This is a genomic window from Fimbriimonadaceae bacterium, from assembly GCA_023957775.1.
GTDB lineage: Bacteria > Armatimonadota > Fimbriimonadia > Fimbriimonadales > Fimbriimonadaceae > JAMLGR01.
This window is the reverse complement of the sequence record JAMLGR010000006.1, coordinates 118,690-139,279: the sequence shown is the minus strand read 5'-3', so window position 1 is coordinate 139,279 and position 20,590 is coordinate 118,690. Positions and strand designations below refer to the sequence as shown.

14 protein-coding genes and 1 riboswitch are annotated in these 20,590 nt (G+C 65.4%); of the genes, 5 read left to right on the top strand and 9 right to left on the bottom strand.

Annotated features, from left to right (window positions below; all coding sequences use genetic code 11):
- Nucleotides 1-172 precede the first annotated feature (172 nt).
- Nucleotides 173-961 carry a class I SAM-dependent methyltransferase gene (locus M9921_06955; GenBank protein ID MCO5296577.1) on the top strand — a complete coding sequence of 263 codons (789 nt, stop codon included), beginning with the start codon at nt 173-175 and terminating at the stop codon, nt 959-961.
- On the opposite strand, the gene M9921_06950 is transcribed toward M9921_06955, so the two are convergent.
- Nucleotides 943-2,382 carry an FAD-binding oxidoreductase gene (locus M9921_06950; protein MCO5296576.1) on the bottom strand — a complete coding sequence of 480 codons (1,440 nt, stop codon included), beginning with the start codon at nt 2,380-2,382 and terminating at the stop codon, nt 943-945. The two genes, M9921_06955 and M9921_06950, sit on opposite strands and share 19 nt — an antisense overlap.
- Nucleotides 2,383-2,466: 84 nt before the next feature.
- A complete protein-coding gene (locus tag M9921_06945) occupies nt 2,467-3,027 on the bottom strand; it encodes a hypothetical protein (protein ID MCO5296575.1) in 561 nt (186 codons plus the stop codon).
- A gap of 15 nt (nt 3,028-3,042) precedes the next feature.
- A riboswitch (S-adenosyl-L-homocysteine riboswitch) is annotated at nt 3,043-3,119 on the top strand.
- An 18-nt stretch (nt 3,120-3,137) separates the two neighbouring features.
- Between M9921_06945 and ahcY the strand changes: the two genes are divergently transcribed.
- Complete coding sequence (gene ahcY, locus M9921_06940) at nt 3,138-4,544, top strand: adenosylhomocysteinase (GenBank protein ID MCO5296574.1); 1,407 nt, start codon at nt 3,138-3,140, stop codon at nt 4,542-4,544.
- Nucleotides 4,545-4,574: 30 nt separating this feature from the next.
- Here the strand turns inward: ahcY and M9921_06935 are convergent, their stop codons facing one another.
- Nucleotides 4,575-7,229 (bottom strand): hypothetical protein, encoded by a 2,655-nt coding sequence (locus tag M9921_06935; GenBank protein MCO5296573.1) that lies wholly within the window; start codon nt 7,227-7,229, stop codon nt 4,575-4,577.
- 162 nt (nt 7,230-7,391) lie between these two features.
- Between M9921_06935 and M9921_06930 the strand changes: the two genes are divergently transcribed.
- Nucleotides 7,392-8,045 carry a class I SAM-dependent methyltransferase gene (locus M9921_06930; GenBank protein ID MCO5296572.1) on the top strand — a complete coding sequence of 218 codons (654 nt, stop codon included), beginning with the start codon at nt 7,392-7,394 and terminating at the stop codon, nt 8,043-8,045.
- Here the strand turns inward: M9921_06930 and M9921_06925 are convergent.
- From M9921_06925 to M9921_06915, 3 genes are all read right to left on the bottom strand, one after another.
- Entirely contained in the window at nt 8,042-8,755 is a 714-nt protein-coding gene (locus M9921_06925) for a ThuA domain-containing protein (GenBank protein ID MCO5296571.1), read from the bottom strand. The two genes, M9921_06930 and M9921_06925, sit on opposite strands and share 4 nt — an antisense overlap.
- Nucleotides 8,756-8,835: 80 nt before the next feature.
- Nucleotides 8,836-10,164 (bottom strand): DUF1552 domain-containing protein, encoded by a 1,329-nt coding sequence (locus tag M9921_06920; protein MCO5296570.1) that lies wholly within the window; start codon nt 10,162-10,164, stop codon nt 8,836-8,838.
- Between the two features lie 22 nt (nt 10,165-10,186).
- A complete protein-coding gene (locus M9921_06915) occupies nt 10,187-12,514 on the bottom strand; it encodes a DUF1592 domain-containing protein (protein MCO5296569.1) in 2,328 nt (775 codons plus the stop codon).
- Between the two features lie 82 nt (nt 12,515-12,596).
- Between M9921_06915 and M9921_06910 the strand changes: the two genes are divergently transcribed.
- Both M9921_06910 and M9921_06905 read left to right on the top strand, forming a co-directional pair.
- Nucleotides 12,597-14,720 (top strand): tetratricopeptide repeat protein, encoded by a 2,124-nt coding sequence (locus M9921_06910; protein ID MCO5296568.1) that lies wholly within the window; start codon nt 12,597-12,599, stop codon nt 14,718-14,720.
- A gap of 141 nt (nt 14,721-14,861) precedes the next feature.
- Nucleotides 14,862-17,060, top strand: a complete 2,199-nt coding sequence (locus tag M9921_06905; protein MCO5296567.1) for a hypothetical protein — start codon at nt 14,862-14,864, stop codon at nt 17,058-17,060.
- Nucleotides 17,061-17,112: 52 nt separating this feature from the next.
- On the opposite strand, the gene M9921_06900 is transcribed toward M9921_06905, so the two are convergent.
- The 3 genes from M9921_06900 to M9921_06890 are packed head-to-tail and all read right to left on the bottom strand — an operon-like array spanning nt 17,113 to nt 20,547.
- Nucleotides 17,113-17,469: a VOC family protein gene (locus tag M9921_06900; GenBank protein MCO5296566.1), complete on the bottom strand. Its 357-nt coding sequence runs from the start codon at nt 17,467-17,469 to the stop codon at nt 17,113-17,115.
- A 59-nt stretch (nt 17,470-17,528) separates the two neighbouring features.
- Complete coding sequence (locus M9921_06895; GenBank protein MCO5296565.1) at nt 17,529-17,945, bottom strand: AraC family transcriptional regulator; 417 nt, start codon at nt 17,943-17,945, stop codon at nt 17,529-17,531.
- Nucleotides 17,946-17,997: 52 nt separating this feature from the next.
- Nucleotides 17,998-20,547, bottom strand: a complete 2,550-nt coding sequence (locus M9921_06890; GenBank protein ID MCO5296564.1) for a hypothetical protein — start codon at nt 20,545-20,547, stop codon at nt 17,998-18,000.
- Nucleotides 20,548-20,590 lie beyond the last annotated feature (43 nt).

The following is a 20,590-nucleotide window of genomic DNA, read 5'->3' as shown; positions in this document are numbered from 1 at the left end:
TCGGCGCCCTAAATGTGCCAATCCATTCACCGCCCACTCGATTCGCCGGGGGCGCGTCTCGACCCTCTTCGGCCGGTCCACAGCGTGACGCGACTGGTGATACAGGGGTTTACTGTCACCCTGCCTCGATACAGCGTCGAGGACGGTAGGCGAAAGCCGTATGCTCTCAGAAGTGTTCCCAAAATCGACGGCGGAGACGGTCCTCCTCGGGCTGTGGTTGACCGCATGCGATGGCAAGCCGCTGCCAACGGACCTTGTTGACTACACCGACAGGATGCTGGCCGCCATGCGCAACCCGGCGCGATGGCTGTTCAGGAATCGAGCCATTCGGTGGATGGTCCACCGAGGTGAGAACCGGGGAATACCCGGCGTGTGCGCCCACTACGGCGCACGCAAGGTGCGGATCCAGCAACTGGTCGACGAGATCAACCCTGCAGTCTTGGTGGTCCTCGGTGCCGGGCTGGACGGCCTTGCCTATATGCAGGCCTCGCGCCGAACCGTTGCAGAGTTGGACCGGGGGGAGTTGCAGTCGAGGAAGCGGAGCCTTCTCGCTCAACTTCCCGCCAAGCCCATCACGTTCGTCGCGGCGGACTTGCCCGCGGGCGACAATCTCCCGCGCTTCGACAAACCAACGACCTACGTTGCCGAGGGTGTCTTCATGTACCTCACCGAGTCGGAGGTCGAGCAGGTCCTGGCGGAACTACCCAGCGGCAGCACGCTGATCTTCACGTTTGTCGGCCTCGACGACCAGGGGCATCCTTCGATGAGCGCAAACCAGGCAAAGATCGACCGGATGTTGGAAGCAATGAACGAGCCGTTTCGCTGGGGAATCCGCCCGGAGCAGGTCGAAGCTTTCCTTAACAAGAACGGCTTTGCCCTCGCCTCGGTATCCGGCGTGGGCTGCGCGGAAGTCGATGGGATGATCCACGGCGAGTGGATCGCTCATTCGACCAAGCGATGAATTCGTCGATACCAGTTCGAGGTGAACAGGTCCGCCGGATCTCGTCTCTTCTTCTCCGCCAGGAACTCGGGCAGTCGGGGATAGGAGGTGAGCACCTGCTCTTTGGAAGCCCAGCCGTGATAGGTGAGGTAGTAGCTTCCGCCAAATGACTGGGCGGCATCGATGAGCATCCTGAACTGGTCTCGGGCTAGCACCAGACCTTCCGGGGAGTGATCGAGGTGGAGATTGAAGATGATGCAGGCCCAGGGCTGGGTCGCCCAAGCGAGCACAGTCTCGTTCTCCGCCTCGATTAGCCGGATCGTTCCGTAGATGACCTTTGCCTTGAGGCGCCGGAGTTCGGTCCTGGCCACAGCCAGAAAGGCCTCAAGGTCCTTTCGGGGCACGTACAGCTCAGAAATCATCTCGCTGCCCTTGCACGCTGCTCCCAGCACGCGATCCAGTTTCTTGTGGTAGCCGTCGAGATACGGTGCCATCTGGTGCTCATCCGACCAGTAGATCTGGTCGTTCGTGGCGCGATAAAACCTCGCGTAAAGCTCGAAGCCTTGGGTCGGGTCTTCGTGTGCCAGTCGAACCAAGTGGTGGAACGCCCGGCTTGGGATGCCTTTCTGCGCGGCGGGAATCGGGGTTTCCTCGGCCACCGGCTCGTAGGTCGAGAAAACACCCTTCCGCAAGTAGTCTTCGGAAGCAGGATCGATGGCGAACTGAAAGTCGCCGTACTCGTAGCCGCTCGCGATCTTCTCGTCGAACGCGCCGAGGATCCCTTCGGAGGGTCGAATCTCGACGTTGCGGCGAAGCTTGTGCCGCTTGACCAGCCTCAATTCAACCTGGGTTACGATGCCAAAGAGCCCATAGCCGCCCACCGCATAGTTGAAGAGCGGATTGGAACGGTCGATTCGGCTCGGCTCGCCCTCGGGGCCGACCAACGTGAGGCTCTCAATGTCGTCGACGAAGGGTCGAAACGTCAATCCTCGGCTGTGGATGTTCGAGGAAAGGCTTCCCGCCAGGCTCATCCGGTCGCCGCCCGTCTGCTTCTGGCGGAAGGTCCAGCCCGGCTTTGTGTTGGACGGCATGGACTTCAAATGGGCCAACAGCTCGGGCCACTGGGTGCCCGCCTCGACACTCAAGAGCCCGGTCTCGGGATTGAGGCTGTGGACGCGGTTGAGTCGACGGGAGTCGAGGAGGATGTCGGCCGTCGAGAACTGCTGGCCCCCCATGCTGTGCCTTCCCCCGGCCACCGATAGGCTCCTGCCTTCCCTGGCCAGTCGGCGGACGAGCGAGGCCGCCTCCTCGACGTTCTTCGGCTGGACGACCCGATCGACTTTCGTCGCGTTCAGGGCCGAGTGGATGTCGTTGACCGTGGCGCCGCGAAATGTCCTTTCGAACCAGCCGCTCAGAAGATGCATGTCCTCGAAGGGACGCATCCAGGCGTTGGGCCGTTGCAGGCGTCCGGCAGATGTTCCCAGGGGTTCGGCTTTGGCCGGCCAACCCCAAGGTCGGGTGGGCACTCAAACACCCGCGACGCGGCAGCTCTCCCCAAAGGGCTTTCCCGATAGAAGGCGCGGATGCTTGAGCGCCTTCGCATAGTGCTCAGGGCGAGCAAAAGGCCAGACGAGCCATTCATTGCGCTCCGGTTTGGGCCAAAGGCCGAACCGACGCCCCGTCAACCCATCGAGCAGACGTCTCAGAAGGTCGGCCATGAAACACTCCGGCGGCGCCCACTCGTACTCAAAGTCCGTATGCAGGAACACGATGCAGCGCATCAAATTGAGTCTCTGCCCTCCGGTCAGGCGCAACGGGTGCGAGCGGAAGTCGTCGTAATGCAGCCAAGCCGCAGAGAAGATCGCATCCAAGGCGCGATCGGTCGTTGCCCAATCCTCGAGGTCGTCGAACTCTAGGTTGTCGATGCGTCCGGACAACAAACGTCGCAACCCCTCGGCCAGTCTGTCCCTCGCTTCTCGATCAACCATGACGAACCCCGCGTGCTTCTTGACACCCTGGGATCCGCCCCTCACCCCAGCCCAGAGATGCAAGGGGCTGTGCTCCCCTACGGGCGCCAGCAACTGCATGCCATAATAACACCAACCACGGAGGAGCGCTGCAGTCCTCGACCAGGCTCCGTGGGAGGCCTACCGTGGCCTGGCAACGGCGCTCGCGACTGCCCATAGGAGGCACTAGCTTGCAAACCGTTCAGACTCAAGACTTCCACGTCGCCGACCTCTCCCTCGCGCCCTGGGGCCGCAAGGAGATGTCCATCGCCGAAACCGAGATGCCCGGCCTCATGGCCATCCGCGAGGAGTTCGCGAAATCCAAACCCCTCGTCGGCGCGCGCATCGCCGGATCGCTCCACATGACGATCCAGACCGCCGTGCTCATCGAAACCCTCACGGCCCTCGGCGCCGAGGTGCGCTGGGCGTCGTGCAACATCTACTCGACGCAGGACCACGCCGCCGCCGCCATCGCCGCCACCGGCGTGCCCGTGTTCGCCACCAAGGGCGAGAGCCTCGACGAGTACTGGGAGTACACGCACCAGATCATGGAGTGGGCCGATGGGTCCACCCCGAACATGATCCTCGACGACGGCGGCGACGCCACCCTGCTCGTCATGCTCGGCGCGGATGCCGAGAAGGATGCGAGCGTCCTGAACAACCCCTCCAGCGAGGAGGAGGTCGCGCTGTTCAACTCCATCAAGAAGCGCCTGGCGAGCACCCCCGGCTACTACAGCCACATCAAGGAAGCCATTCGAGGCGTCAGCGAGGAGACCACCACGGGCGTGAAACGCTTGTACCGGCTCCAGAAAGAGGGCAAGCTGCCCTTCCCGTGCTTCAACGTCAACGACAGCGTCACCAAGTCGAAGTTCGACAACCTCTACGGGTGCCGCGAGTCGCTCGTGGACGGCATCAAGCGCGCCACCGACGTGATGGTCGCGGGCAAGATCGCGGTCGTCTGCGGCTACGGCGACGTCGGCAAGGGTTGCGCGCAGGCGCTCAAGGCGCTCTCCGCCCAGGTGTGGGTCACCGAAGTGGACCCCATCTGCGCGCTGCAAGCCGCCATGGAGGGCTACAAGGTCGTCACCATGGAACAAGCCGCGCCGCTCGCCGACATCTTCGTCACCGCCACGGGCAACTACCACGTGATTACGCACGACCATATGGCCGCCATGAAGAACGAGGCGATCGTGTGCAACATCGGCCACTTCGACAACGAGATCGACGTCGCGTCGCTCGAGAAGTACGAGTGGGACGAGATCAAGCCCCAAGTCGACCACATCACGTTCCCCGACGGCAAGAAGATCACGCTGCTCGCCAAGGGCCGCCTCGTGAACCTCGGGTGCGCCACCGGCCACCCGTCGTACGTGATGTCCAGCTCGTTCGCGAACCAGGTGCTCGCACAGATCGAACTGTGGACCAAGAGGGGCGAGTACGCGCCCGGCGTGTACGTGCTGCCGAAGCTGCTGGACGAGAAAGTGGCCAGGTTGCAGCTCGTGAAGTTGAACGTAACGCTCACGGAACTCACCGAGTATCAGGCGAACTACATCGGCGTGGACGTCGAAGGGCCGTACAAAGCCGAGATGTATCGGTATTGAGGATTGTGTGTCGAGGGGAGGACGCTCCCCTCAACCCCCTCCCCCATACGCCGTCACGTAGAACTGCTCCACGAGCTTCGCGACCAGCGCGGTCCAACCAGTCTGGTGCGAGGCTCCGAGACCCCTGCCCGTGTCTCCGTGGAAGTACTCGTTGAACCACAGGTGGTTGCGCCACTCGGGACGGGCGTACACCGCTTCCCCGCCCCAGTAAGGCCGCTGGCCGTCCGAATCCAAGAACAGGGCGAGCAGGCGCCGCTCCAACTCCTTGGCGACCTCGTCGAGCGACACGAGATGGCCCGACCCCGTGGGCATCTCCACCTGGAAAGCGTCGCCGTGATAGTAGTGCAGCCGCTGCAGCGCCTCGATGATCAGGAAGTTCAGCGGAAACCACACCGGACCCCGCCAGTTCGAGTTCCCGCCGAACGTGCCGACGCGCGACTCGCCGGGTTCGTAATCCACCGAAGCCGTCTCGCCACCCAAACGTAACTCGAAGGGGTGCTCGGCGTGCGCCTTCGAAAGCGAACGGATGCCGTAGGGCGAGAGGAACTCGTCCTCGTCGAGCATTCGAGCCAGGATGCGGCGCAGCTTCTTCTCGTCCACCACGCTCAGCAGCCGGCGGTCGTTCTGCCCCGGAACGACGAAGGACGCCACGTTGCCCATCAGATCCGGTAGGTGCCTCTGAAACCACTCGAGCCGCTCGCTGCACACCGGAAGCCGCTCCAGCCGATCCGCCTCCAAAGTGGTCGAGGCGAAGAGCGGGATCAACCCCACGATCGATCGAATCCGGAGCTGGGTGTGAGCCCCGTCAGGTCGCGCCAGCACGTCGTAGAAGAAACCGTCGTCCTCGTCCCACAGGCCCGTGCCGGACCCCAACTTGTTCATCGCCTCGGCGATGTAGAGGAAGTGGTCGAGGAACTTCGCAGCCAAATCCTCGTAAGCCGCGTCGCTCTCGGCAAGCTCGACCGCGATCGTGAACATGTCGAGGCAGTACATCGCCATCCAGCTCGTGCCGTCGGCCTGCTCGACGAAGCTCCCGTCGGAAAGCGCCGCGTTGCGGTCGAACACCCCGATGTTGTCCAGCCCCAAAAAGCCACCTTCGAAGACGTTGTTGCCACCCTGGTCCTTCTGGTTCACCCACCACGTGAAGTTCAGCAGCAGCTTGAGGAACATGCGCTCGAGGAACTCGCGGTCGCCCACCCCCGTGATGCGGCGGTCGATCGTGTAGACCCGCCACGCCGCCCACGCGTGCACCGGCGGATTCGCATCGCCGAATGCCCACTCGTACGCGGGCATCTGCCCGTTGGGGTGGAGATATGCCTCCTCCACCAGGCGGGTGAGTTGGAACTTGCCGAACGCGGGATCCACCAGCGCGTACGCGACGCTCTGGAACGCCAGATCCCACGCCGCGAACCACGAGAACTCCCACTTGTCGGGGACCGAAAGCACGTCGTCGGCGTGCAGGTGCCGCCAGTCGGAATCTCGACCCTTGAGACGGCTGGCCGGAGGGGGAGGCGCCGTGGGGTCGCCGTCGAGCCAGCGGTGCACGACGAAACGGTAGTGCTGCTTGCTCCAAAGCAAGCCCGCGACCGCGCTCCGCTGAACCCGCGCGGGATCCTCCGGCACGTGCGGACCCAAGGCCGCGTAGAACGCGTCCGCCTCTTTCTTCCTCGTGGCGAAGAGCGCGTCCAGGTCGTCCGCTTTCGGGGCGGGCTCCATGGCGAAACCCAGAGTCGCCCGAACCCTCTGGGACTCTCCCGGCTTCAGCGACACGCGGATGAGCGCCGCCACCTTCGTGCCTTCTCCGTCAGGGCAGACCGCGGTCTCGTCCCCGTCCACGACCGTCGCGTGGAAGGCATCTTTCACATAGGGGGTCGCGTTGGGTTCGCCGAACAGCCGCTCGGCATTGCTCTCGTTCTCGGTGAACAGGAGCGTCGGTTCCCCCTCGCACCACCACGTCATGGCTCCGTAACGCGGATGCTCCGCCTTCACCGTGCCCGGCTCGGTTTGGCGCAGCTTGGGGCGGGGCGCGTCCTCGCTCCAAGACCACGTGTTGCGGAACCACAGATGCGGCATCACGACCAGCTCCGCGGTATCGGGACCGCGGTTGGTGACCGTCAGGCGCATGGCGATGGCGTCCGGGGACTGCTTCGCGTACTCGACCTCGACGTCGAAGTAGCGCTCCTCGTCGAACACTCCGGTGTCCGCCAACTCGTACTCGGGTTCGTCCACCGGGCGCTTGCCGTTGACTTCGACCAGCTCATCATAGGGGAAGGCCGCCTGCGGGTACTTGTAGAGGGCGCGCATGTAGGCGTGGGAGGGCAGCCCGTCCTCGTGGAAGTAGCACTCCTTGACATCCTCTCCGTGGTTGCCTTGCGCGTTGGTGAGCCCGAAGAGGCGCTCCTTGAGGATGGGGTCCTTCCCGTTCCAAAGCGCGAAGGAGAGGCACAGCAGGCCGTGGCGATCGCAGAAGCCGAACAGCCCGTCCTCGCCCCAGCGGTAGGCGCGGGAGCGCGCGTGGTCGTGCGGGAAGTAGTCCCACGCAGAGCCGTCCGCCGAGTAATCCTCGCGCACGGTTCCCCACTGCCGGTCGGACAAATAGGGGCCCCACCGGTGCCAGGGCGCGTGGGGGCTCCGATTCTCGTCCAGCCGAGCGGCCTCGGGGTTGGGGTTGGTGTCGGGAGCCATGGCGCGTTGCTTCGAGTGTAGCGCGCGGGGGGAGGGTTGCACGCAAAGGACGCAAAGGGCGCTAGGGTTTCACGCAGAGGCGCCGAGGCGCGGGGGGAGTTGCAGGCAAAGGACGCTATGTGCGCGATGGGGGTCTGCGGGGGAAGGGATAGACTGGCGCTCATGCAGCCGACGTCTTTGGACGGGGTTCCGCTTTACTACAAGGGCCCGCGGCCCGAGGTGGCGGCGTTTGTTCCCCGGGACGCCGGGCGCATCCTGGATGTGGGGTGTGGCGCGGGCGTGTTCGGCCAAACCCTTCGCCTGGAGCGCGGGGCGGAAGTCTGGGGCATCGAGATGAACCCTGACATGGAACCTCACGCAGCCGCGCGCCTCGACAAAGTGCTGATCGGCGACTGCCGCCTCCTCATGCCTACCCTTGAGGCCGCCTCGTTCGACGCCGTCGTCTTCGCCGACGTCTTGGAGCACCTGGCCGAACCTGCAGCGACCTTACGGGACGCCGCGCGACTTCTGGCGCCCGGAGGATGCGTGGTCGCCTCGTTGCCCAACCTCCGTTATTGGGAGGCGCTGGCCCACATTGTCTGGGAGGGCGACTTCCGGTACCGCGAGGAGGGCATCTTCGACCGCACCCACCTGCGGTTCTTCACGAAGAAGAGCATCCCGCGACTGTTCGAGGAGGCCGACTTCTCGGTCGTTTCACTGCAAGGGGTGAACGCCAACTACGGGCGCAAGCTCAAACTGCTGAACCTGCTCACGGGCAACCGTTTCGAGGACTCGAAGTACTGGCAGTTCGTGGTGGTGGCGAAGCCGAAGGGTTAGGCTTTGTGGAGGACCCAGAGGAGGCCGCCCTCGAGGTGCTTCTGGAAATCCGGCTCCGCGTACGACTCCTTCGTGTGGCCGCCGCCCGTGTAGAACGAACGCCCGCCGTCCACTTCGCGGCACCAGGCCGTGGGGTGGTTGTCGCCCATCTTGCTGCCCTGGTAGCTCGAGTTGTCGAGCTTGAGCAGGATGCGCGCGTCCGCCGGAGGGAGGGCGCGGAAGTCGTACCACTCGTCGGTGCGCGTCCACACCGCGGGCAAGTGCTTCGTCGACGGATGCTCGTGGTCCACGACCTCGATCTTCGCCTGCTGGATCGCGGGGTGCGACAGGAACCAGGCGCCCACCAGATCCCGGTACCATGGCCAGTCGTATTCGGTGTCCGCCGCGGCGTGGATGCCCATGTACCCTCCGCCCATGCCCACAAACCGCCGCAAGGCCAGTTGCTGCGCCTCATCGAGGATGTCGCCCGTCGTGCTCAAGAACACCACGGCGCCAAATCGTTTCAAGTTTTCATGCGTGAACTTGGTGGAATCCTCGGTGGCCTCGACCTCGATGCCGTGGGCTTTGGCCAGCGCCGTCACTTCGGCGACCCCCGTGGGAATCGAGTCGTGGCGGTACCCCAGGGTCCGGCTCATGATCAGGATGCGGTTGGGCAGCGCGGGCTGCGCTTGGGGGGTGGTCGCGAAGACCAGTGCGGCGAGAAGGACCATGCGTCTAGTATATCGGGACTCGGGAATCGGGACTCGGGAATCGGGACTCGGGAATCGGGAATCGGGACTCGACTCAGCGCTCAAAGCAACTCGCTTAACTTCCCCGTCGCGTCCCCTAGCGTCTCGCCATGGACTCCCATGCGGTCCAGAAGCGACACGAACAGGTTGTTCATCGGCGTTCCGTTCGGGTACCGGATGTGGCGACCCTGCGCGATCGTCCCCCCGCCTCGGCCGAACAGCAGAATCGGGAGATCGTCGTGGTTGTGCCGGTCCCCGTCGCTGATCCCTCCGCCGTACACGAGCATCGTGTTGTCGAGCATCGTGCCACCCGGCTCCTCGATCTTTGCCATCCGGTTCAACACGTAGGCGAGCTGCTCGACGTGGAATCGGTCGATTTGCCGCTTCTTCTCGAGCTTCTCCTCGTTCTTCCCGTGGTGGGAGATGTCGTGGTGGCCCTCGGGAACCCCGATCAGCGCGTAGCTTCGGTTGCTGCCCTCGTTGGCGAACATGAACGTGCAGATGCGCGTGAGGTCCGCCTGGAACGCGAGCACCATCATATCGCCCATCAGCCGCAGGTGCTCGCCGTAATCGCGCGGGGTGCCTTGCGGGCGCGCCGCTCCGGCGGGAACACCGTGGTCCCCTTCCGCGCGGGCAATCCGGCGCTCGATCTCGCGGACGCTCTCGAAGTACTCCTCCATCTTCTGCTGGTCGCGCGCGCCGAGCTGCCCTTTGAGCTTCGAGGCCTCGTCGCGCACGAAGTCCAGCACGCTCAGGCGGTACCGGTCGCGGCGTCGCTTCGCCTCCTCGGCCTCGTCGGCGCTGCCGCCGCCGAACAGCCGCTCGAACACCAGACGCGGATTCGTCTCCTTGGCGACGGGGGTCGATTCCGAGCGCCACGCGATGCTCGACGAGTACGCACAGCTGTAACCCGAGTCGCAATCGCCCACCAGGGCGCCTCGCTCGCACCCCAGCTCCAGCGAGGGAAAACGCGTCTTGTCCCCCACGCGCTGCGCCGCAAGCTGGTCCGCCGAGATGCCTACATGGATGTCGGCGCCCGAGGTCTTCTTCGGATGCACGCCCGTCAGCCACGCCGCGGCCGACCGCGCGTGGTCGCCCGGCCCGTCCCCCAACGCGAACGCCCCCTTCTGCGTCAGACCCGTCAGCACGGACATCGAGTCCCGCACCGGGGCGAGGGGGGCCAGCGTCGATGGCAATTCGAAGCCCGAGCCCACGGACGCCGGCGTCCAGTGCCCCATGTTCACCCCGTTCGGCACGAACAGGAACGCCATCCGGTTGGGGCGCACCACCGGGGTCTGCGCCAGTGCGGACAAGGGCAGCATCCGCTCCAGGACCGGCAACGCGATCGCCGTCCCCAATCCACGCAAGGCCGTGCGCCGTGTGATCTTCATCTTGCTGTAGTGTACGACGGGTTCATCCCCGACGCTTCAGGAACGGGTCGCTTTCGACCACCGCCTCCACGATCGAGGAGAAGCGGTAGCCGCTCTTCTTGGCGTGCTCCGCGATGGTGTCGACGTGGCAGCGGTCGGTCAGGGTCAACCCGCGCCCGAGGGCGTAGACCAGCATCTTCTCGGCAAACGTCTTGACGAACTGCTCCTTGCGCGCCAGGAGGATCTTCCGGAGTTGGGCGGGTCCGTTGAACTTCGTGCCATCGGGCAGCACGCCCGTCGCGTCCACGGGCGCGGGGCCCTCCCGGTCACGCCACTGGCCCACCGCGTCGAAGTTCTCGAGGCCGAAGCCCAGCGGGTCCATCCGGGCGTGGCACGACGCGCACATGGGATTCTCGCGGTGCTTCTCGAGCAACTGGCGCATCGTGGCGCCCTTCACGGCCTCCGACTCCTTGAGGTCGCTGACTCCCGGCGGCGGTGGGGGAGGGGGCGTCCCGAGGATCTGCTCGAGAATCCACTTTCCGCGCTTCACCGGCGAGGTGCGCGTCGGGTTCGACGTGACGGTGAGCACGCTTGCCTGGGTCAACACCCCCGCGCGCCGCTTCCCGTCGAGCGCCACCCGTACGAACGCGGGCCCCTGGACGCCGGGGATCCCATAATGCTTGGCCAGCAGCCCGTTGACGTAGGTGAATTTGCCATCCAGAAACTCCAGCACGCTGCGGTCCTGGCGCTGGATCTCCTGGAAGAAGAGCAGGGTTTCCCGGCGCATGGCGTCGCGCATCTCCGGCCCGAAGGTCGGGAACTGATCCTTGTTGGGAGCGACGATCTGCAGCTTGCGAAGCTGCAGCCACTGTTCGGCGAAGTTCTGTCCCAAAGCCTCGGATTTGGGGTCCTTCAGCATCCGGCCAAGCTCCTGTCGCCGCACGTCGGGGCGAAGCAGTTCCCCGCTCGCGGCCAGCGCCTCCAACCGGGCGTCCGGCATCGAGCTCCACAGGAAGTACGCCATGCGCGAGGCGAGTTCGTACGCGTTCAGCTCCCTCACCTCGCCCGCGCGGTCTGCATCCAGTTCGACGCGGAACAGGAACTGCGGGGACGCGAGCACGGCCTCCACGCCAAGTTGCAGGCCGCGCTCGTACGGCTCGCCTTCGCGCTGGGCCATAAGGGCGATGCGCACAAGCTTGTCCACCTCGTCGGCGGTCGCCGGCCTGCGGAACGCCCGGGACGCGAAGGCCTGCAGCACGCGCCGCGTCGCCTCCTCGCGCGAAAGTTCTCCTGAAGGAACCGCGGTGACGATGCGCACGTGCGACGGCGGCAGTTGCGGCGCCGCCCCCGCCGGACCCACCACCTCGATCGAGTCCACCGCGAGGTTTCGGTCGCGATCGGCCGGGTTCGCGGCATCGGGCTTGTAGTAGTCGTTCAGAAACGCGGCGCCGATCCGATGGCGCCCGGATGCCAACTCCACGGGCACCTCGTAGAACTGGGGTTTGGCGCGGACGGCGAGCACGTCGAACCGCGCCAACTCGCGCCCATCGAGCAGGATCGCCATCCGCGCCGGGTCGGGGCCCGCCTGCTGTCCGTAGGCGCGCACGCGGATGCGGTACGCGCCGCCTTTGGGGAACTCCCGCACGCCATAGACTTCGGCGTTGGTGAACATCACCCGTTCGCCCGAGGGAAGCGGGTTCACGCCCGCGTCGAAGCGCAGATCGTCGCCCTCGAACACTGTGCTGCGATTCTCGGGGACCACGATCGCCTTCTGGGCGATCGTCTCGGCCGCCGCGAGGTACTTCTCCATCAGGAGGGGGGAGAGCGAGAGCACGTCGCCGATGTTGTCGAACCCCTCGCCCACGTCGTCCGACGGGAAGTCGCCCGCCAAGCCCAGATCGAGGCCCACCAGGTCGCGGATCGTGTTGTCGTACTCCGCCCGGTTGAGACGACGGATCGTCACCCGCCCGGGGTCGGGTCGAAGGCAGTCCGTCAGCACAGCTTCGATCGCATCGGCGGCCGCCTCGCGTTGTTTGGAATCGGGCTGGGCCGCGCCCACCGGGGGCATCCTCCCCGAGCGCAGGTTCTCGGCCGCACGGGCCCACACGCCGGGATTGGCCCGAAGGTCCTCCTCGGACTTGGCCGCGGCGAGATTGGCTCCGCCCGCAGGCGTCGATCCCGCGTGGCAGGGGAAGCAGTACTTGGCGATCATCGGTGCGGCCTCTTTCGCGAAGCGCGCCGGCGGAGGCGTCTGCTTTTGGCGCGCGTCCGCAACGTCCGACCCGGCGCCCAGCGCCAGGCAGGCCAGCGCGGCGCAGGGCAACGCCCAGCGTGAAACTCCGCCTCGTCCAGCCCCCATGATCGGCCTCATTTCATCGACTCCTCCATTGATTGTACGTGAGGGGCCCGCCACACGCCGGGCGATAATGGCGTTTGGAACCCCATCGGCGACCATGAGCCTCATCCCGATCCCCACGGCACGCGACGGCACGCCACCTCCCCCCAAGACGGAGGTGGCGAAGTCGCGTCGAGCCAAATGGCGCGCGCTGAGTCTGATCCTCGTTCACGCGGCGATCGCGATCCACATCGCCCACTGGGCGCAGACGGGGCGTTCGCTCACTCCCTTGGAACCGAGCGAATCGATGCAGACGCTCGAACAAGGGCTGCTCAACGCAGGCTTCATCTTCTTCGTCCTCATGATCGCCTCGACGCTCGTGCTCGGGCGCTTCTTCTGCGGGTGGGCGTGCCACCTCGTGGCCTACCAGGACCTGTGCGGGTCCCTGCTCAAGCGCGTGGGCGTTCGGCCCAAACCCTTCCGCTCGCGCCTTCTGGCCTTCGTTCCCCTGTTTGCGGCTCTCTACATGTTCGCGTGGCCGCAGGTGCTCCGGATTTGGGAGGGGCGGCCCGCCCCGGCCTGGGTCTTCCACCTCACCACGGACCGCTTCTGGCAAACGTTCCCGGGCCCGTTCGTATCGATCCTCACATTCCTCGTGTGCGGCTTCGCCGTCGTGTGGCTCGTGGGCAACAAGGGGTTCTGCACCTACGGTTGCCCGTACGGCGCGTTCTTCTCCCAGGCGGACCGCTTCGCGCCGGGCAAGATCCGCGTGACCGACGCCTGCGAAGGCTGCGGCCACTGCACCGCCGTGTGCTCGTCCAACGTGCGGGTGCACGAGGAGGTTCGGGCTTACGGCATGGTCGTCGATCCGGGGTGCATGAAGTGCATGGACTGCGTGGACGTGTGTCCAAACAAGGCGCTCTACTTCGGGTTCGGCAAGCCGTCCGTCGCCCGCGGCAAGGTCCCCAGGGCACCGGTGAAGGTCTATGACTTCTCGTGGCCGGAAGAGATCGGGTTGGCCGTGCTCTTCCTCGGTTGCCTGTACGCGCTGCGCGGACTCTACGACCTCGTGCCGTTCCTGCTCGCCCTTGGCGCCTCTGCATTCGCTTCCTTCGGGTTGCTGATGGTCGCCCGCACGTTCTACTCCCCGCGCGTTCGCCTCCAACGTTGGCAGCTTCGGGATGCGTCGGGCGTGCGGCCCGCAGGCTGGTGGACGCGCGCGGTGGGGTTCGCCGCGATCGCGTTTCTGGTGCACTCGGCGATGGTCCAGTACCACGTGAGAGAAGGCGCGGCCCTGCATGCCCAGGCGGTCGGTTCCCTCGACGCCGGGGGGCCGTCGGACGTCGCCCCCAAGACCATGAGGATCGCCGAAACGGCCTTGGGCCATCTCGAGTGGGTTTCGCGTTACGGCCTGGTCGCGATGGGCCGCAACGAAGCGATGATCGGGAATCTCCAACGCAGGCTCGGGCGTCCCGGCTTGGCCCTTCCGCACCTTCAAACGGCGGCTCGACTCATGCGAGGAAACGCAGAGGTCCAGCGCGCGCTGGCAAGGGCCCTCGGGGAGCTGGGGCGGTTCGAGGAGGCCGAGCGTGCGCTCCGCAAGGCCGTCTCCGACGAGCCGACGTGGGAACCGGCGCGTCGCGATCTTGCCGCCTTGTCCACCAGTCTGGGAAACCACCGGCAGGCGGCAGAACAGTGGGACTACCTCGCCACGAGGCACCCGGACGACGCGAACCTGCGCATCAACTTCGCCCTCGCATTGGCCGCCTTGGGGAAACTCAACGCAGCCGCCACCTCCGCCCGCGAGGCCGTTCGTCTCGATCCCCAATCGGTGCAAGGCCGCCACACGCTCGCGATCATCCTGGCCGAGGCGGGCGACCACAACGCGGCGATCGCAGCCGAGCGCGAAGCCGTTCGACTGGCCCCCGAATTCGTCGAGGGCCACGTGGTGCTCAGCCGTCTGCTGCTCGACGCGGGCCAGGGTGCGGACGCCCTCGAGCAAGCGAACATGGCCCGAAAGCTCGATCCGTTCGCGCCCGAAGTGCTGGACGCCTGGGGCCGCGCCGTCTCCGAAAGCGGGCGTTTAGAGTCCACACTGCGGGACCTCGTCCGCGCCTCGGCCGACGACGACGGCGCATGGGCTGCCGCGGAAACGCTGTACCGGATCAAGGGCGATGTCCGAACGGCCGACGCCCTGGCGCGCCGACTCCAGAACCGTCGCGGAGGGGCGCCGGCTCCCTAGCCAAAGGCGATTCGCCTTGGCAGATCGCAAGATCCGGGTTACACTATCAGGGTCGCAAAGGGGGGTCTCTGCGAGCGCCGGGGGGATTCCGCACGGGTCTGGGTCCTTCTTTCGGCATTTGAAAGGCAGGTTGTTACTCATATGAAATTTCGTTTTGCATGCGGCCTGGCCGCGACTGCGCTCCTGCTGGGCGCGACGACCGCGCAAGCCACGGAGACGTGGCGTGTGACGGGAGGAACCACGACGCTCGAACTCGCTCCCGGAATTCTGGAAGCGATCGGGCTGGACGTCGTGCAAGCCCGCACTACGGCCAAGGCCAAGTGGGACATGCCCGACGGTTTGGGCTTCGCACTCGGCGAATCGACGCTCCTGTTCGAAATCGAGAACCACCAGTTCCGGCAGTTCGAATCGGGCAGACTGACGAACACGGGCGGATTCGGATTGCGGTCCGGAAGGCGAACCTTCGCCCTCAACGGCTTCGAGATCCAGCCGAAGGCCGCGTTGCCCCAGATGGGATTGGCGCTCGAGGGCGGCAAGGGCTCGATCAGCCTCGACATCAACCATGCCAAGGTCGGCTGGAACCCTGAGAAGAACCAGCTTCTGATCGGGTATGCGGACCTCGTCATCAACGCGGCGTCGGCCAAGGCCATGGGCCGGCCCGAACTCGCCGGGCAGTTGATCGGCCAGGCCACGATCGAGGCTGACGCGAAGTGGAGCGGGGGCGACAGCCCCAAGCCCTTCCGCGGTGGGCCTCCGCGCGGTGGTGAGGAGGATGTCCCCCTCGACGTTTCGATCGTGGAGTTGTACGGCCTGACTTCCTACGGGCACCAAGGGTCGTACCCGAACGGCATGAACGGCCTCTCGATGGCCACGACGTCGTGCAACCCGGGCAACGCGAACATCCCCTGGTACCAGGCGATGGACACCCGCCACCCCGTGATCGCCATGCAGATGTACCGCATCTATCAGGGTCGCTTCGAGCAGATCGGCCAGTCGTGGCTGAAGCACGGCTTCTACGCCCTGAACAGCAACCAGTGCGGCACGTGCCAGAACCCGGGCACCGGAAGCCTCCTCGGCGTCAACTGCTCGGACACGTACAGCGCGGGCAACAACGCCAGCCAAACGTGGCTCGGCGGGCGCGACGAGGTCAACCCGTTTACCGGCATTTGGGACTGCAACAACTCGTGGTTCTCGAACTACCAGCCGGATTGTACGCGCCGCAATTCGGGAAGCGGCCTCTCCTCGATCGACCACCGGCTGCAAGTCCGGGATGCCGATCTCGGCGTGGCCGGGGCCCAGTATTTCTACGAGGCGTACTACATCTCGCGCGACGAGACGATCGACAAGTACAACAACATCGCCTCGCGCTCCATCAACTCGATGAACTGGACCGGCTCGCAGTGGAGCTTCGTGACGTCTTCGGAGCCGTTGCGTCCCGGACCCGCCATCACCCGATGGGGCGACATGAACGCGATCGCCACCCCTCGCGACGAGGGTGACGCGATTCTCGCGGTCAAAACCACGGACCTCGGCGGCGGCAACTACCGATACGATTACGCGCTTTACGTGCACGACATCGATCGGCAGATCCGCGAGTTCTCGATCCCGGTGCTCGACTCCACGGCGGTCACCAACGTCGGATTCCGAGACATCGATCAAGACAGCGGCAACGACTGGACCTCGACCAAGGCGAACGACAAGATCACGTGGTCGACAGGCACCTTCGGGCAGGCGGGAGCCAACCCGCTCAAGTACGGCACGGTCTTCAACTTCTGGTTCGAGTGCGCGACGCCGCCGGCGAGCACCGTAGGCGAGATCGGGTTGTTCAAATCCGGCTCGCTGCCGGGCCTTACCGTCGACACCAAGGGGCCTCAGACGACGGCCCCGCCCTCGGCGCTGCGAATGGTGAACGGCCGGTTGTTCAGCGGCACGGTCGCGAGTGTCGTCAGCTCCGACGACCATTACGCCGTGCTCGAACTCAACCCGGCTCAGGAGACGATCTACGATCAGATCCTCATCGAGATGGAGGGTACGTCGCCGCTCCAATCGCCGGGCCACTTCGAGCTGCAGCTGGAAGCGGGCATCCAGATCGGCGGCACGAACCAGAAGGTCTACCTGTACGACTTCGTGGACAACCGGTGGGTCTTGAAGGACACACGGTTCGGCACGCTGGGCGACACGACCATGAACGTCGTGGTCACAGGAGCCGAGGCCGCTCGGTACGTGGAACCCGGCACCGGGAAGATCAAGGCTCGCGTCGGCTTCAACCTCGTTGCAGCGGACCTCAACATCGTCTGGCGGACGCGCATCGACCGCCTGGCATGGCTGATCAAGCCCTGAGCCGGCACGCGTGGCGCCCCCGTCGAACTAGCTTCGGCGGGGGCGCTCTTGTTTACCGTTCCGCCGAGTACTCGACCAGACCCACGGCGTTCCCGTCGGGGTCCGTGAACGCTCCCGACCAGCCGACTCCCGGCACCGGGGACTTCGGACTTCGGACCGCTCCGCCCGCGGCGAGGGCCTTGCCAAGCGTCTCCTCGACCGATTCGACCTCGAACCACACCGAAGGAGAATCTCCCGCGCCCACCTTGTCGGTCTTGATCAGCCCGCCGATGTGGCCCGCATCCGTGCCGAAGACCACCATTTCGGGTCCGTAAGCAGCGAACTTCCAATCGAAGATCTGCGCGTAGAACGCCTGCGATCGCTCGAGATCGGTGGAGTTGAATTCGATGTGGCAAACGTGGTGAGACATGGGACCTCCCTGCGCACGGCCGCGCGGCGCAATGGACGCATTGTGCGCGACGTGGAGGGCTAAGCCGTTGTCCGGGGTTGCGACTTTCGCACCGATCCTGGCGACCGGCCATAGCTGCGGCGGAAGAGCCGGCAGAACGAACCCACGCTTGAAAACCCCACGGCGAAACACGCTTCCGTCACGCTGCACCCGGTCTCGCTGAGGAGGCGATGGGCTGCTTCAAGACGCATCCGCCTCAGCGCCGCGTGCGGGGTCTCTCCGCAAGCGCGCTTGAACACGCGCTGGAAGTGCCAGGGGGAAAGGCCCGCGGCATGGGAAAGCGTCCGGAGCGACACCCCCTCCCCGGCCCGCTCCGCCAACTCGGCGCGCGCCTGTTCGATGCACCTCCAGAGATCCACGCGGGTCGCGTGGCGCGCCGCTCCGACACGGCTCGCGCCCAGGGCGGCCGCACAGGGGAGGTGCCGTTCGTTGGACATGGATCTCGTGGTCCTCGGGGCCCCTTCGCGGGGGCCCCGGAAGACCTGTCACCTAGTGGCAAATGAGCCGCTTCACGACGAAGTGGTCCACCCCGGCCTCGGTGATCGAGTTGTTCGGGTTGTCCGACGTGGAGAACCGAACGCGCACCGTCGCGGACGGCGTCACGAAGTCGCTCACCGCGAACGAACGGGGGATCCAAGCGTTCTCCGCACCGGCGAAGAGCACCGTCTCGACCGGCGTCCAAGACGCCCCGTTGTCGTTCGAGACCTCGACGGTCAACGCGTCGTCGCCGTCGTCGTTGAAGAACCACCGGCGATACTCGATGATCGCGTTGCTTCCCGCCAGATCGATGACCGGCGAGATCAGCCGGGTGGGGCCCCCGTCGACGTCGGCATCGCCCACCGCTCCTCCGATGGCGCCCTGTCCCGTGAAGTAGCAGAGCGAACCGGGGTCGCTGGAATCCGAACCCGGATTCGCCGGGAGGCCGTTGAGGCTCGTCCCCCGCGGAGCGTCGCGCACCCATGCGCCCGTCGAAACGGCGATGTTCTCCACGGACCAACCCAGATTCGATTGGAACGTGTCCTCGAACTGGACCAGGATGTCCTCGGCGACCACGAATTGAATCGGCTGATCGGCTCCAGCCCGCGGGTACGTCGTCACCCTGTTCTGGGTGTCCCGCGCCTCCAAGTAGTACCGAACCGAGGTCCCGCACGGCGGAATCGGAATCGCCGTGTAGAACTGATGGGGATGCCCAGGCACCGGCACCAACGACCTCGATGTGAAGGCGCCGCCGTTCTTCGACGTCCACACCTTGACGGCCCCCGGGTCGACCGTGCCCACGTTGTCCTGAACCAGGACCCGCACGACGTAGGTGGGGGTCACCTCCTCGCGGCCCGGGCTTCTCGGCTTGATGAGGAACTCGGGAAGGCCCTGCGGTGCGATCTGGACCCACTCCAACTCGGGCGCGTCGAGGTTCTTCGCCCCGAAACCGTCGGCAATCTCCTGGTAGTGCGGCGTCCCGTTGTAGATGTTGTTGTCGTCGTCGTCGAGCGTCAGCACGTCGATCGTGATGCCCGGGTTGATTCCCGACGGGCGCAGCAAGATGCTGTCCAGCCACCAGCTCCGCAGCATCGGCAACGACGCGGCATGGCCGATCGTCTGGTCGAGTTCGAGGATCGTCATCCAGAAGGCGCCCGAGATCACCTGGCCGCAAAGGTGCACTTCCCCGGAGCAGGGGTAATTCACCGTGTTGATCGCATTGCGCAGGGGACCCGTGCCCTGGCCTCGGAAATCAAGCCCGAGTTCGGGGGTATCGCCGACCATGCACGCAGACACGTCGGCCACGCCTTCGTGGTAGTCCCCGGCAGCGCTGGGGTGGCCGCGATCGATGATGAAGTGACCGTACTCATGCCAAACCACCGAACTGTAGGCTGTGTTTGGACACCCGCCACCCGCTCGGAAGAAGTTGATCGCCGAACCGTTGTAGTTCGCGTTGCACGTGTTGTTCACGTTGACGTTGGTGGTCAACGAAATGTCGATTCCCGGGTACGTCGGGTGGACCGCCTTCGCCAGATTGTGGATGCGCTCGGCCTGCGTGAAACCGTTGAGCTGAGCCGTGTCGAATTCAACGGGAGCGGCATTCAGCACGATGTTCGCGGGCCCCGGCGGGGTCACGTTGACGCCGCCAGTCAGGGCGGCGCCACCGGAGTTCGCAGCGGACGACCAACGCCCGACCGGCCTCCCGGTCACCGTCACCGGCGCCGTGCCGCCGTTCGGCAACACGAAATCGCCGTTGCCGTCCGCGTAGCCGGCACTGCCTCCGGTGATGTTCACACCGGCGCCGGGAACGGGCATCAGCGCCGGCGGGTTGTTGGGTTGGTCGGGCTTCAACCCCGGGGTGTACTTGCCCGAGACGTTGCCCAACACATCCGTGCGGAAGATCCGGTTTCGCCACTCGAGCACCTCGCCCGTCATGGCATCGACGAAGATCTGGTATTTCTGCTGGTCCTTCAGCTCGACCGAGTCGCCCGTGAGCGTCCACGCAAGGCGCGTTTCGGTCTCGTGCGGGTAGGCCACGAGCGAAGGTTGGCTGAACGCCTTGAGCTTGCGGTTCAGGCGCGAGACCTTCCCCACCACCCCGATCGCCGGGACCTTGGGTTCGGTCGTCATCGAGCGCACGATCTGCGTTCCCGAACTGGCAAGCACGATGGGAAACTCCGCCTCGCTCCTGACCATCAGGGTGAGGTAGCCGCGGTCGACGGGCACGTCGCCGACCATCTGTCGGTAGTAGACGGCCGTGAAACGCCCGCCCGCCAGGGATTGCGTTCCTTCGAAGGCGAACGTGGAGTCCCCGGGTGCGAACAGCTCGTGGTAGCGAACCAAGAACCGTGTGGCGGAATCGCGCGGCGACGTCCCGTATCCAAACGGCACCCCGTACACCCGGCTGACCTTCCCGCCGAGCTTCAAAGTTCGGACGCTGGGCACCTCGATCTTCAGGTTGGCCTCGGCGATCGCCTGTTTTGCCGCCACATCGGCGGGCATTTGCGCGAGCACGGCACTGGACAGCAGCCACGGCATCGCGCAAAGAAGCGCTCTCTTCATCAAAATCATCCCTCCTCCCTATTGGCGGGCGCAGCCCACCGAA